The sequence below is a fragment of the Bacteroides sp. AN502(2024) genome (assembly GCF_041227145.1).
Taxonomy (GTDB): Bacteria; Bacteroidota; Bacteroidia; order Bacteroidales; family Bacteroidaceae; genus Bacteroides.
On the sequence record NZ_JBGFSP010000003.1, the window covers coordinates 1,030,732 to 1,045,300 of the forward strand.

Here is a 14,569-nt window from a genome sequence, read left to right on the forward strand (position 1 = left end):
AATCAGAACAAGGTTACATCAATCTTTCTTGATCCAACCCGGATACTTGAAATCACACTTCTGCCAATTTTCGTTGATGCGTACATATGTATGTTTCTGTTTATCCAGAATCCATTTCTGCAACATCTCTTCACGACGTCTATCCATTACAATCTCTTTCAGATCCTGATAGTCTTCTGCAATGGTTGCTTTATGACCATTAATTCTCGCTTTCAGTTTCACGATAGCACATACCTCTTTTCCATCCTTCTCATTAATCATTGTAAAGGCTCTGGAGATTTCACCAACATTCATCTTATCCACCACTTTAGCAACGTCTTGTGGAAGATCCTGCATCTGGAATTTAGAAGTAGTCACACCGGAATTTTCATTGATATTCACCATAATACCGTGGTTGTTGCGGGTATCCTTATCGTGTGATATCACGGCAGCTGCATCATCAAATGTAAATTTGTCGGCACGAATATCATCGGCTATGGAATCCAGACGGGCACAAGCCTCAGTCAGTTCTTTTTCCGAAACTTTCGGACGCAACAGAATATGGCGTGTGTTGACACGGTCACCACGTTTCTCAATCAACTGGATAATATGAAAACCAAATTCCGATTCTACAATTTTGGAAACTTTCTTCGGATCCTGTAAGCTGAATGCCACATTCGCATAAGCAGGATCCATCATACCACGTCCCATGAATCCACATTCACCACCTTTCATAGCGGAAGCCTTGTCTTCGGAATACAAACGCGCCAATGTAGAAAAATCAATGTCCCCTTTTGTCACACGATCCGTATAATCGCGTAACGTTCTCTTTACCTCTTCAATTTCCGAAACCGGTATTTTGGGTTGTAGAGTAATGATTTGCACTTCCACCTGTGTCGGAATATAAGGGATACTATCCAGCGGAAGGTCTTTGAAGTAACGACGTACCTCTGCCGGAGTCACTTTGATTTCTCCAACCAGTTTCTGTTGCATCTTCTGAACTGTTAAGCCGTCACGTGCATTCTCGCGCAGAGTCTCACGAATCTGGGTGGATGTTTTATTGAAATATTCCTCCATTTTCTCTTTGGAACCGATCTGCTGGATGTACATATTGGTCAACGCATCCACACGCTGAATGATTTCCGCTTCAGAAACCTCGATACTATCCAACTTCGCCTGATGCAGGAACAACTTCTGCACAGCTATTTCTTCAGGAATTATACAATAAGGATCGCCGTCGAATCTGCGTCCATTATACAAGGCATCCATCCGGGCCTCTTCTACATCTGATTTTAAAATAGCTTCGTCACCTACCACCCAAACTACTTCATCAATCACATTATCTTGTGCATAGGTTGCCACATTGGCAAATAGTGCCAAGACAAGAGTAACAACAAATCTAAAGTTCACAAACTTCTTCATCCTTTGTATTTAATAATTATATATAATCTTCTTCTTACTTACCGCCTGCTGATACAAGTCGTTCTTTACCTGTTCCATAAAGCCCACCCGTTTCTGGTTCACCAGCAAGTCCTTCACTTCCGACCGGGCAAATTCATACGGTTTCTCCTCACCAACTCCGCGATAATCGCTCACATTCAGAAAATAATAATAAGCCGTATCTTTCAATTCTACCTGACGGTGTTTGCTTACGTACTCTTCCGGTGCCTCTACTTTCAACGGAATCATGTCCAAGACATCGGTCACGGACACCCATTTATCATAGAAATATTCATATTTCACCGCATTCTGCAAGCTATATTTTTCCAGACTTTCGATAGCATCCTGTTTTTCCGACTTATACCATCTGCGCACTTTGTTCAACTGCGGAGCGGTCAACGGCACTTTAATAAACAATCCTTTGATTAACGGATGTTCCAAATTAAACAGTTCTTTGTTTCTCCCGTAATACTCTGCTATCTCCTGTTCGGAAATATCATTCGTCAATTTCTGGTTTATCAACTCCTGCTGATACGTGTGCATAATCAACGCTTTCCGATAATTCTCCACCAGCTTGTCCACATCCACATTATCAGGGATATTGTCCGCAGCTTTCTCATATAATAGAATATCTTCCGCCCAACTACGAATATAGTGCTCGGTGAAGAGAATACTATCATCTTTTGACAATCCGACCGGAAGCACGGGCGTCAAATCTTCTTTATATAAGAAGTTACCGTCCACCTCTACCAAAGGAGTCTTTCCTTTATGGTCGCGCTGTTCCTTGCACGCTCCACAACCAAGGAGGGTAATCAGTAAGAGGACTAATATTCGCATCGGCAACTAAAATCTACTTATTTAAGGTACGAAGATAGTGAATAATCGGTTACATCAGTTATTATTAACTGTTTTTAAAACCTCTTGGTTTATTTCAACCTTACCAGATTCCCTCAATTCCCGCATCCAGCACGTATCAAGATAACTTCGATAATCCTTTCGGACCCGCTCTATTACTTCCCGATAATCATCCGGACCTTTCACTTTCTTGCCCACTGTAATAGTAAAAGGATAAGACATTAAAGGTTCAAAATCCCCCTTCTTAAAAACTAATTTATCTATATATTTATTGTCTCCGTCGGCAAAAAGTCCTTGTTCAACCTGTATCTTTTCCTCTCCGGCTGTATTAAAAGTTTGCCGAAGCTTGTCCGTCCATTCTTTTTCCGGCACTTTCTTCAGCATTTTTTTGGCTTGCTTCGCTGTCTTTTTATCAACGCAATGAAGCACGACTCCTTTATAGCGGGGACTCTCCCATCGATAATCCGATGAATGAAATTTAAAATAAGTAGCCAATCCCGCGCGGTCATTGGCTGCGGGCAAATCTATTTTCTGCCGTGTTATCTCTTCCACCAAATAGTTTTCATCAGATTCCCGCAGGGCATAAGATATTTCAGGATGCTTCTTATCGATGTTCCGGCTTTCATAATCCAACAACGACTTGGCTATAAATCCTTCTAACTGTCGTTCTACAGCCTGAGGATGAGAAGAGGAAAAACGCATGAACATAGTTCCGGTATATGCCTGCCCATCAATCGTAAACAGAGTTTGTGCTGTCCGGCCGTTCGCCAGCAGCTCTTCCATTGCTGCCTGATTCGGAGCATACTGCCATTCTTTTTTCAAGCGCTCGAGCACCGCACCTGTACTTCTGCTCCAAACTCCCTCGCGTCGTAATCGTCCTATCAACCTGGCTCTGACATTTTCATAAGTAAATGTTTCCTCCCGATCGACCACTTTCAAGATATGAATCCCCTCAGGAGTGAAAAAAGGCTGTGACACCCTACCTTTCCCCAAAGAGAAGGCAATATCCTCCAACTCGCTCGTTGTTTCCAGACATTCGATCCACCTACTTCGCTTATCATCCGAGTAGATTTCGACCAAACGGTTAAAATCCATATCCGGCTGATTCTGTATCACCCGGTATATAGAATCCATCCGTGTTTTTTCTTCTTCTAAATACTGCGAGCTGATTGTCTGCGGCAAACGTTTGAAAATCTGTATTACCTGTACCCTGCCGCTACGTGCCTTCAATCCCATCTTTTGATACGCGTCACGAACACAACTATCCATCATCTGCCTGTCTATGAGACAAGATTCCACTAACTCGGTCCGGAATTTTTCGTGTTGCTTACGGAACACTGAAGTTGTATCAAGTCGGGCAGCCTTGGCTGCTTCCACCTTCAACTTCGATTGAGCGAAAAGTACCGCATACTCTTTCGGCGAGAGTTTGACATTTAAATGTTCCGCATCACGGCGGTACGCATATTCAAATTCCGAACGGAGTATCTCTCTTCCGTTCACACGCATCAACACAGGATCTTCCTGTGCAAAGACCACGGCTACAAAGAGAGAAACACATCCCAATAACAGGTTTCTTTTCATCCTCTATTTTATTATCCAACCAATTAAACAACAAGCATCACAACAATAACAGATAAATGACAAACGGTGAGCAGTGAACACCCTGCTGATAGCACAGCCTGTTCACCGTTCACCGTTAATAGTTCACCGTATCTATCTATTATTCCGGACGACTATAGTTAGGCGATTCACTGGTAATCGTCACGTCGTGCGGATGGCTTTCCATTACACCGGCATTGGTAATGCGGGTAAACTTAGCGTCATGAAGTTTCTCAATGTTAGCGGCACCACAGTATCCCATACCTGCACGCAAACCGCCGGTCAGTTGATAAATAACTTCGAAAAGCGTACCTTTATAAGGGACACGGGCAGCGATTCCTTCCGGAACAAGTTTCTTCACATCCGTAGTTCCACTCTGGAAGTAACGGTCTTTCGATCCATTTTCCATTGCCTCCAATGACCCCATGCCACGATAGGATTTGAATTTACGACCATTGAAAATAATAGTGTCGCCCGGAGATTCTTCTGTTCCGGCAACCAATGATCCGATCATTACACTATATCCTCCGGCAGCCAGCGCTTTCACCACATCGCCCGAATAACGTAAACCACCATCGGCAATCAAAGGAACACCTGTACCCTTCAACGCTTTTGCTACATCATAGACCGCAGATAACTGTGGAACACCTACACCGGCAACCACACGAGTAGTACAGATAGAACCAGGACCGATACCAACTTTCACTGCATCCGCACCAGCTTCCACTAAAGCTTTTGCAGCTTCTCCGGTAGCAATATTACCTACCACAATATCAATATTCGGAAAACGTTTCTTCGCTTCTTTCAGTTTTTCAATCACATACATGGAGTGTCCGTGGGCAGTATCAATCACAATCGCATCCGCACCGGCATCTACCAATGCCTGCATACGATCCAGCGTATCAGCAGTGACACCTACACCGGCAGCTACACGCAGACGCCCTTTGGCATCTTTACAAGCCATGGGCTTATCTTTTGCTTTCGTAATATCCTTATAAGTGACAAGACCGATCAACTTTCCGTCCATTCCGACAATCGGAAGTTTCTCAATCTTATGTTGCTGAAGGATCTGTGCAGCGGATTCCAAGTCAGTAGACTGGGTCGTAGTTACCAATCTGTCTTTGGGAGTCATGACAAGATCAACATGTTTGGTCATGTCTTTTTCGAAACGCAAATCTCTGTTAGTAACAATACCAACCAAATAACCTTCATCATCTACCACAGGGATACCACCGATTTTATATTCCGCCATGATGTCCAGTGCATCCCGAACAGTAGAACCTCTTTTGATAGTTACAGGATCATAAATCATACCATTTTCGGCACGCTTTACAATAGCAACTTGTCTTGCCTGTTCTTCGATAGACATATTTTTATGAATCACACCGATACCACCTTCACGAGCAATGGCAATCGCCATTTTCGCTTCGGTAACCGTATCCATGGCAGCCGTCACAAAAGGTATTTTTAACTCAATGTTTTTTGAAAACTTTGTCGTGAGATCGACAGTGCGCGGTAAAACTTCAGAATAAGCGGGGATCAACAATACATCATCGTAAGTCAATCCATCCATTACAATCTTATCAGCAATAAATGACATAGGGCTATGCGTTTAAAATTTATTGCGTGCAAATATACGGTTTTTATTCAAAACCACATACCTGCACGCCTATTTTTTCGCTTTTTTAATTAGCCATTTCAGAGATGAACTTAATGCGAACCAAGCGAACTTCCTCTTCCGTAAAGTCATCACCTAATTCATCAAGTGCATCATCAATCTTATCTGTAGTAGATTCCTTGAAATAATCGTAGATATCGAGCATGTGATCTTCATCCATGATTTCTTCCAGGAAATAATCTATGTTCAGTTTGGTTCCCGAATAAACAATGGCTTCTACCTCGTCCAGCAGTTCACCAAAATCAATTCCTTTGGAAAGAGCGATATCATCTAACGCAACTTTACGGTCAATCGCCTGAATAATAGCTACCTTCATCTTAGATTTATTGGCAACCGTACGTACCCGCAGGTCTTCAGGACGTTCGATCTCATTCTCTTCACAGTGGCGTTTGATCAATTTACAGAACTCTTCACCGTAACGTTTTGCTTTTCCGGCACCTACGCCTGGTATATTCTGCAACTCTTCCAATGTCACCGGATAAATGGTAGCCATTGCTTCCAAAGAGGGATCCTGGAAGATCACATAAGGTGGCACTTCCAGTTTCTTCGAGAGTTTCTTCCGCAAGTCCTTCAACATGGAATAAAGAGCCGGATCCACCGCACAGGAACCACCGCCACGTGCCGGGACTTCTTCTTCCGTCTCTTCGAAGTCGTTGTCTTCGGTAATCTTGAATGACTTCGGCTTCTTCAGGAACTTATGTCCCTCCTCCGTCACTTTCAAGAGTCCGTAATTCTCCACATCTTTGCTCAAATAACCCGCAATCAGTGCCTGACGAATCACTGCGTTCCATGTCTTATCCTCTTCACCCATACCGGAACCGAAGACCTCGAGGTCTTCATGCAAATGCGCCTGTATTTCGGAAGTTTCTTTACCTTGTAGTATGTCTATAATATAATCTGCCTTAAAATTTTCTTTCACCGCGATAATCGCTTCAATCACGGTACACAATAACTCTTGAGCCTCCACTTGTTTTTTAGGATTTAAACAGTTGTCACAATTTCCACAATTTTCTTCCGTATAATCTTCACCGAAATAATGCAGCAACGTCTTGCGTCGGCATACGGAAGATTCAGCATAAGCAGCGGTTTCCAACAGAAGCTGCTTGCCAATTTCCTGCTCTGCCACAGGTTTTCCCTGCATGAACTTTTCCAGTTTCTGCAAGTCTTTATTTGTATAAAAGGTTATGCACTGACCTTCACCGCCATCTCTACCGGCGCGCCCGGTCTCCTGGTAATACCCTTCCAGACTCTTGGGGATATCGTAGTGAATCACAAACCTCACATCCGGCTTGTCAATTCCCATACCGAAAGCGATAGTTGCTACAATAACGTCTACTTTTTCCATCAGAAAATCATCCTGATTCTTGGTTCTGGTCAACGAATCCATACCAGCATGATATGGACGCGCATTGATACCGTTTGCCTGCAGGATTTCAGCAAGTTCCTCCACTTTTTTCCGGCTAAGGCAATAGATAATGCCAGATTTCTCCGGATTATTTTTGATAAACTTGATAATATCCCTATCGATATTAACGGTCTTCGCGCGTACCTCATAATAAAGGTTCGGACGGTTGAACGAAGATTTGAAGACTCGAGCATCTACCATTCCCAGATTTTTCTGGATATCATGTTGCACCTTGGGCGTCGCCGTTGCGGTAAGCGCAATCAACGGAGCTTTTCCTATTTCATTGATAATAGGGCGAATCCGCCGGTATTCCGGTCGAAAATCATGTCCCCATTCAGAAATACAGTGAGCTTCATCCACTGCATAGAACGAAATCTTTACCGAACGCAAAAAATCTACGTTTTCTTCTTTCGTCAGCGACTCCGGCGCTACATATAGCAATTTTGTCTTTCCGGCAAGGATATCCGACCTCACTTGGTCTATCGCGCCTTTATTTAATGAAGAATTGATAAAATGAGCGACACCATCTTCTTCACTGAAATTACGCATTGCATCCACTTGATTCTTCATCAACGCTATAAGCGGAGAAATTACGATTGCCGTACCTTCCATCAAGAGCGAAGGCAGCTGATAGCATAAAGATTTCCCGCCACCGGTAGGCATCAGTACAAAGGTATCTTTACCATCGAGCAGGTTATTAATGATCGCTTCCTGGTTTCCCTTGAACTTATTAAATCCGAAATACTTTTTCAGTTCATCTGTTAAATTAATCTTCCTTGCCATCTTAACTTAAGTTGTTTTATTCAGTTCATGGTTTAACTTCAAGTATGTCCTCTCCTTTAAGAGAGCCAAACAAAGTTATAAACAACTTCGTAATTACCAAGCAAAATACGACTAATATTTTCAAGAAAAAACAGTTACGATCATTTTCTGTAGCCTTATTCTTTGATTTTAAGCAGTTTGTAGTCGTGCCATATTCGCTTTCTCCAGTTGCATCTTTGCATAATCCAGCGTTACCTCATACTCTTTTTTGTCCTCTGAAGGGATTTCAAACATGACATCCATCATGATTGTTTCCACAATAGAGCGCAATCCACGAGCACCCAACTTATATTCTACCGCCTTGTCGACGATATATTCGAAGACATCCTCTTCAAATGTCAGCTTGATGCCATCCATTTCAAACAGTTTGATATATTGTTTGATGATAGAGTTTTTCGGTTCGGTAAGAATCGCACGAAGCGCATTCCGATCCAACGGATTCAAATAGGTCAATACCGGAAGACGTCCGATAATTTCGGGAATCAGCCCGAATGATTTCAAATCCTGTGGAGCGATGTACTGCATCATGTTATTCTTGTCCACCATCGCTGTTTTCTGCAATGCTGTATAACCTACGACATGGGTATTCAACCGCTGGGCGATCTTCTTCTCGATGCCATCGAAAGCACCGCCACAGATAAAGAGAATATTCTTGGTATTTACCGGAATCATCTTCTGGTCCGGATGTTTACGGCCTCCCTGAGGAGGTACGTTCACCACAGAACCTTCGAGCAATTTCAATAATCCCTGCTGTACACCTTCACCACTCACGTCGCGAGTGATCGAAGGGTTATCTCCTTTACGGGCTATTTTGTCGATCTCGTCGATAAACACGATGCCCTGTTCAGCTTCAGGTACATTATAATCCGCCACCTGTAGCAAACGGGTTAAAATACTTTCGATATCTTCGCCCACATAACCGGCCTCCGTCAGCACCGTAGCGTCTACAATGGTAAACGGCACGTGCAGTAACTTAGCAATCGTGCGTGCGAGCAACGTTTTTCCGGTTCCGGTACTACCTACCATAATAATGTTCGACTTTTCAATCTCCACATCATCACCACTGTCTTTTTGCAACAGACGTTTATAATGGTTATAGACCGATACGGAAAGGAAACGTTTCGCATCATCCTGTCCGATCACATACTGATCGAGGAATCTCTTGATTTCTACCGGTTTGGGCAGTTCTTTTAAGTTGAGTTTGGTAGTTCCTGTGCTTTTCTTACCCAATCCCAATGCCTCCTGAGTAATCTCATAAGCCTGAGTAGCACAGCTGTCGCAAATATAACCATTCATTCCCGTAATCAGGAATCCCACCTCATTCTCCGACCGTCCACAGAAACTACATCTTTTCTTTGTTTTTGATTCAGCCATTTTTATTTCTTAATCAATACCTCATCAATCATACCATATTCTTTCGCTTCCTGAGCTGTCATCCAGTAATCGCGATCAGAGTCCGCCCATACTTTATCAAAATCAGTATGCGAATGATCGGCGATAATCGTATAAAGTTCTTTCTTCAATTTTTGAATCTCACGAGCTGTGATTTCAATGTCTGACGCTTGTCCTTGCGCACCCCCCATCGGCTGATGAATCATCACACGTGAATGAGGCAATGCAGAACGTTTGCCTTCAGCACCGGCAACCAACAATACAGCCGCCATTGAAGCTGCCATACCTGTACAGATGGTAGCAACATCACTTGAAATAAACTGCATCGTATCATAAATGCCCAATCCGGCATATACGCTTCCGCCCGGAGAGTTGATATAGATAGAGATATCTTTACCCGGATCCGCAGAATCCAGATACAACAACTGTGCCTGAAGCGTATTGGCTGTATAGTCATCTATTTGTGTACCGAGGAAAATGATGCGGTCCATCATCAAACGGGAGAAAACATCGAGTTGAGTAACGTTCAACTGTCTTTCTTCCAAAATATAGGGATTCAAATACCCGGCCTGCGACTTAATCACATCATCCAATACCATACCATTCATTCCTAAATGCTTGGTTGCGTATTTTCTAAAATCATCCATGTTAATCATTCCTTTCTTATAAATAAAAAATAAACGTGAGTACAAAGAAACAAAAAGAATACAGAGACACAAAAAAACACAGAGTTATAATTTTATAAAAACTCTGTGTTTCTATGGCTTTCGTTTTTATTCAGCCGAATGATTATTCAAACATCTTATTGAATTCTTCGATCGAAACGTTCTTGTTCTCCAAAGTAACCTGCGCTTTCAAAGCAGCAGCAAGCTTCGCTTCTACGACACGACCTACCAAATTATTAATAGTTTCTTTCTTCTTCAACATTTCCTGTGCATAGTTGTCAAGCACATCGTCAGGAATAGACAACATACCATATTGAGCAAACTGCGCCTTCGTTGTTTCTCTAGCCATCTTCAGAATATCTTCCTGTTCAACTTTAATTTCGTTTGCTTCAACCAACTGTTCCTTAATCAGGTGCCAAGTCAGTTCTTCGATGCTCTTATCATAGTTTTCAGCAACATATTCTTCTCCCTTTTCTTCGTTGTTCAGCAACATGATACGTTTCAGCAGGGCATCAGAGAATTCCAGTTTACCCACTTTTTCCATCATCACTTTGCGAATGTCGATCAGGAATTTATAATCGCTTTCAGTCACAAATCTAGCTGCGATTTCTTCTTTAATCTTAGCGCGGAATTCTTCTTCAGTCTTCACAACACCTTCACCGAATGCCTGGTCGAATACTTCCTGAGTCAGTTCACCCGGAACAAAACGGGTGATTTCTTCTACCTGGAAGCTGAAATCAGACTTCACGTCTTTTGCAATTTCCTTGTCAATCTTCAACAAAGAACCCAGTTCGGCAGCATGTCCGTCATAAGCCACATTCGGATTGAACACCAATACATCATTTACTTTTGCATTAGCAAAAATAGCTTTCTGATCGTCGTTCTTCATGTAAGCAGGCATCAACACTGCGGCTTCTACCTGAATACCGCCTTCTTTGGTGTTGCCTTCTTCGTCCAACTGTGCCAGCAACCCCTTCAACATATCATTATCTTCGTAAGCGTCTACCTTATCATACTTGCCAGTGCGTTGAGTATACATCTTCACCTGATTGTCGATCATTTCTTCAGAAACTTCGATCGTATAATAATCCACTTTATCTTTAGCATTTACTTCTGCTTTAAATTCAGGTGCCAAAGCGATGTCGAATACGAAATCGAATTCTTCCATTGTATCGAAATCAATATCCTGTTGCTTTTCTTCGTTAGGCAACGGCTCGCCCAACATATTCACCTTATTTTCTTTAATATAATTGTAAACAGCTTCTTGCAGTGCCTTATTCACAACCTCTGCAATTACCGACTTACCATACATCTTTTTAATAAGACTTGCCGGAACCATCCCTTTACGGAATCCCGGAATCTGTGCCTTCCGGCGGAGTGACTTCAACTCTTTATCTACTTTCTCCTGATAATCGGCTTTCTCAAGCTTTACAGTAAGCTCTGCGCTTACTTTGTCAATGTTTTGTAATGAAACGTTCATTCTGACAATTATTTATTTGATTTATACTTTATTCTATACTCAAAGAGGGTGCAAAATTAGTGCTAATCTTTCAAATTTCAAAAAACATTGCAGATTTATTTCAGCAACGCCACCCATCTTTCACCCATCTCTTATTGATATTCCGCCCATCTCCCACACCTAAACAAAAAAACATCATCAACACCCACCTCGCCAGATCCCCCCAGCCAACTTTTTTCTCCGCCAAACAAAAGGGAAGAACTTTTTTTCTGATCATCCGCAAATTAACTTTCCAAAAAGATGGTTAATCCAAAAATTATTCTTTCCTTTGCTGCGGATTGATGGACCATTAGTTTCTCGATTTGATTACAAGGTTTTTACTTCCGTTACCCAAACGCATTTGTAAACTCTCTGTCGTTTTAATCTTTTTATTAGTAACCATCTATCCAGAGAGTTTTATTCATTTATTTATTTTTTTATCATTCTCATTATGAACATTTATGTTGGAAACCTTAACTACCGTGTTAAGGAAGGAGATCTGCAACAAGTAATGGAAGATTACGGAGCAGTATCATCAGTCAAAATTATTATGGATCGTGAAACCGGTAAATCCAAAGGATTCGCTTTCATCGAAATGGAAGACGATGCTGCAGCTGCAAAAGCGATTGCTGAATTGAACGGAGCTGAATACATGGGTCGTACAATGGTCGTCAAAGAAGCCAGACCCAGAGGTTAATTGCCGACGCTAACATAGCTAAGAAAAAAGGAACTTCTGTCACCCGATGGCAGAAGTTTTTTTATTACCCTTCCATTCCTTGCACTTCCACGTCCTTCACCTTACGGAGCAAATCTGAAGCAAAGATAAAGTTATTCAGTCTCTCATTGGTAGAGGTAAAGATATCATCTTTTGTACCTTCCCACTCTTTATGTCCCTCATAAATATAAATCACCTTCTCACCAATTCCCAATACAGAGTTCATATCATGCGTATTGATAATGGTCGTCATGTTATATTCCTGCGTAATATCATGGATCAGATCATCAATCACCAATGACGTTTTCGGATCCAGTCCTGAGTTCGGTTCATCACAAAACAGATATTGCGGATTCAAGGCAATCGCACGCGCAATAGCCACACGCTTCTGCATCCCCCCACTGATTTCTCCCGGAAACTTATCTTTCGCTTCTCCCAGATTCACACGATCCAAACAGAACATCGCCCGTTTGGCCCGGTCACGCAAGATATCGTTGCTAAACATATTCAGTGGAAACATCACATTATCAAATACGGTCATAGAGTCAAAAAGAGCCGCACTCTGGAAAATCATTCCCATTTCCTTGCGAAGCATCTTCTTCTCCTTCTTCCCCATCAAAACAAGGTTACGTCCGTCATACAAAACTCCACCCTTTTCCGGAGTAAGCAATCCTACAATACATTTCATCAACACCGTCTTACCGGAGCCACTCTGACCGATAATCAAGTTTGTCTTCCCATTTTCAAAGTCAGCATTGATATCACTCAATACCGTCTTATCATCAAATGATTTATAAAGTCCTTTAACCTCAATCATCCCATTAAAAGTTTAGTTAATATCAAATCTGCAAACAGAATCAATACACTGCTGGATACTACGGCATCCGTAGAAGCCTTCCCTACAGCAATCGAACCGCCATCTACCGTATATCCGAAGAAAGCGGACACACTTGCAATAATAAACGCAAAAAAGAGGGATTTAATAATACCGGCCCAGATAAACCACTCCACAAACATATATTGCAATCCATATTCGAGATCGACAGCATTCATCACCCCGGCGAACCAACACGTGCAAAAGGCACCGATGATTCCGGCAAAGATACTGAATGTCACTAGAATAGGAATAACAGTTACCATCGCTGTTATCTTAGGCAGAATTAGATAATTCGCCGAATTGATACCCATAATTTCGAGTGCATCAATCTGCTGCGTCACCCTCATTGTCCCTAACTCCGAAGCGATATTTGACCCGACCTTTCCTGCAAGAATCAAGCACATGATGGAGGAAGAAAATTCCAGCAGCATAATTTCACGTGTCACATATCCCACTGTCCAACGAGGCATCCATGGGCTTTCGATATTCAACTTAATCTGAATGGTAATAACTGCACCGATGAAAAAGGAAATCAACAGTACAATACCGATGGAGTTCACACCTAGCTGCTCCAACTCGTTAAAGTATTGCCGGAAAAACATACGCATACGTTCAGGGCGAGAAAAAGTCCGTCCCATCAGCATGAAATATCTCCCGACGGTTCTCAATGCTTTTATCATAACTCACACTATTTGTCTGCAAATGTACATTATTTCAGCTTATTTTTACTACATTTGCCGCAAAATAACTAGAATATGGAAGAAAGCAAGATGGTGCTCCGCACGGAAGACCTGGTTAAGAAGTACGGTAAACGAACCGTTGTAAGCCACGTTTCCATCAATGTGAAGCAAGGTGAGATTGTAGGGTTGCTGGGGCCGAACGGTGCCGGTAAGACAACTTCATTCTATATGACTGTAGGGCTGATCACTCCTAACGAAGGCCGCATTTTCCTCGATGACCTGGAAATTACCAAATATCCGGTTTACAAACGTGCGCAAACAGGAATCGGCTACCTTGCACAGGAAGCTTCCGTTTTCCGCCAGATGAGCGTGGAAGATAATATCGCCTCTGTACTGGAAATGACCAACAAGCCTAAAGAATATCAGAAAGAGAAGCTCGAAAGCCTGATTGCAGAGTTCCGCCTGCAAAAGGTACGCAAAAATAAAGGTAACCAGTTGTCGGGAGGTGAGCGCCGCCGTACGGAAATTGCCCGTTGTCTTGCTATCGACCCCAAATTCATTATGCTTGACGAACCTTTTGCCGGTGTTGACCCGATTGCCGTAGAAGATATCCAGCAAATTGTATGGAAATTGAAAGACAAGAATATCGGAATCTTGATTACCGACCACAACGTACAGGAGACACTTAGTATCACAGACCGCGCTTACCTGCTGTTCGAAGGAAAAATTCTTTTCCAAGGGACACCGGAAGAATTATCGGAAAATCAGATTGTGCGTGAAAAATACTTGAGTAACAGCTTCGTGTTACGCCGAAAAGATTTCCAATTGGAAAAATAGGGTCACCACAGAAGACACGGAGGACACAGAATTTTATTCTATAAGAAGACACGGATTGCCCCGATATATATTTATATAGTTGAGACAGTCCGTGTCTTTGATTTATTATTTCTTTGTGTCCTCTGTG

At 42.3% G+C, this 14,569-nt stretch carries 12 protein-coding genes; 2 read left to right on the forward strand and 10 right to left on the reverse strand.

From position 1 onward, the window contains the following. Positions 1–18 precede the first annotated feature (18 nt). From AB9N12_RS04085 to tig, 8 genes are all read right to left on the reverse strand, one after another. Positions 19–1,401, reverse strand: a complete 1,383-nt coding sequence (locus AB9N12_RS04085) for a peptidylprolyl isomerase (RefSeq protein WP_369889923.1) — start codon at positions 1,399–1,401, stop codon at positions 19–21. Positions 1,402–1,410: 9 nt separating this feature from the next. Continuing rightward, entirely contained in the window at positions 1,411–2,256 is an 846-nt protein-coding gene (locus AB9N12_RS04090) for a peptidyl-prolyl cis-trans isomerase (protein WP_369889925.1), read from the reverse strand. Positions 2,257–2,310: 54 nt separating this feature from the next. Next, positions 2,311–3,855, reverse strand: coding sequence for a peptidylprolyl isomerase (locus tag AB9N12_RS04095; protein WP_369889927.1), 1,545 nt, complete (start codon positions 3,853–3,855; stop codon positions 2,311–2,313). A gap of 139 nt (positions 3,856–3,994) precedes the next feature. Then, a complete protein-coding gene (guaB, locus tag AB9N12_RS04100; RefSeq protein ID WP_369889929.1) occupies positions 3,995–5,473 on the reverse strand; it encodes an IMP dehydrogenase in 1,479 nt (492 codons plus the stop codon). 85 nt (positions 5,474–5,558) lie between these two features. Further along, positions 5,559–7,739 (reverse strand): DNA helicase RecQ, encoded by a 2,181-nt coding sequence (gene recQ / locus AB9N12_RS04105; protein WP_369889931.1) that lies wholly within the window; start codon positions 7,737–7,739, stop codon positions 5,559–5,561. A 168-nt stretch (positions 7,740–7,907) separates the two neighbouring features. Continuing rightward, a complete protein-coding gene (gene clpX / locus AB9N12_RS04110; RefSeq protein WP_369889933.1) occupies positions 7,908–9,152 on the reverse strand; it encodes an ATP-dependent Clp protease ATP-binding subunit ClpX in 1,245 nt (414 codons plus the stop codon). A gap of 2 nt (positions 9,153–9,154) precedes the next feature. Continuing rightward, positions 9,155–9,817, reverse strand: coding sequence for an ATP-dependent Clp endopeptidase proteolytic subunit ClpP (clpP, locus tag AB9N12_RS04115; protein ID WP_369889935.1), 663 nt, complete (start codon positions 9,815–9,817; stop codon positions 9,155–9,157). A gap of 142 nt (positions 9,818–9,959) precedes the next feature. After that, a complete protein-coding gene (gene tig, locus AB9N12_RS04120) occupies positions 9,960–11,315 on the reverse strand; it encodes a trigger factor (RefSeq protein ID WP_369889937.1) in 1,356 nt (451 codons plus the stop codon). A 469-nt stretch (positions 11,316–11,784) separates the two neighbouring features. On the opposite strand from tig, the gene AB9N12_RS04125 reads away from it, so the two are divergent. After that, a complete protein-coding gene (locus AB9N12_RS04125) occupies positions 11,785–12,030 on the forward strand; it encodes an RNA recognition motif domain-containing protein (RefSeq protein WP_369889939.1) in 246 nt (81 codons plus the stop codon). Positions 12,031–12,094: 64 nt separating this feature from the next. Here AB9N12_RS04125 and AB9N12_RS04130 read toward each other — a convergent pair whose 3' ends face one another. Both AB9N12_RS04130 and AB9N12_RS04135 read right to left on the reverse strand, forming a co-directional pair. Beyond that, positions 12,095–12,865: an ABC transporter ATP-binding protein gene (locus AB9N12_RS04130; RefSeq protein WP_369889941.1), complete on the reverse strand. Its 771-nt coding sequence runs from the start codon at positions 12,863–12,865 to the stop codon at positions 12,095–12,097. Beyond that, the gene (locus AB9N12_RS04135; RefSeq protein ID WP_369889944.1) at positions 12,862–13,605 is read right to left on the reverse strand and encodes an MlaE family ABC transporter permease; all 744 of its coding nucleotides are present in this window, start codon (positions 13,603–13,605) and stop codon (positions 12,862–12,864) included. Before AB9N12_RS04135 ends, AB9N12_RS04130 begins: the two co-directional genes overlap by 4 nt. Positions 13,606–13,680: 75 nt before the next feature. On the opposite strand from AB9N12_RS04135, the gene lptB reads away from it, so the two are divergent. Further along, a complete protein-coding gene (lptB, locus tag AB9N12_RS04140) occupies positions 13,681–14,442 on the forward strand; it encodes an LPS export ABC transporter ATP-binding protein (RefSeq protein ID WP_004297152.1) in 762 nt (253 codons plus the stop codon). Positions 14,443–14,569 lie beyond the last annotated feature (127 nt).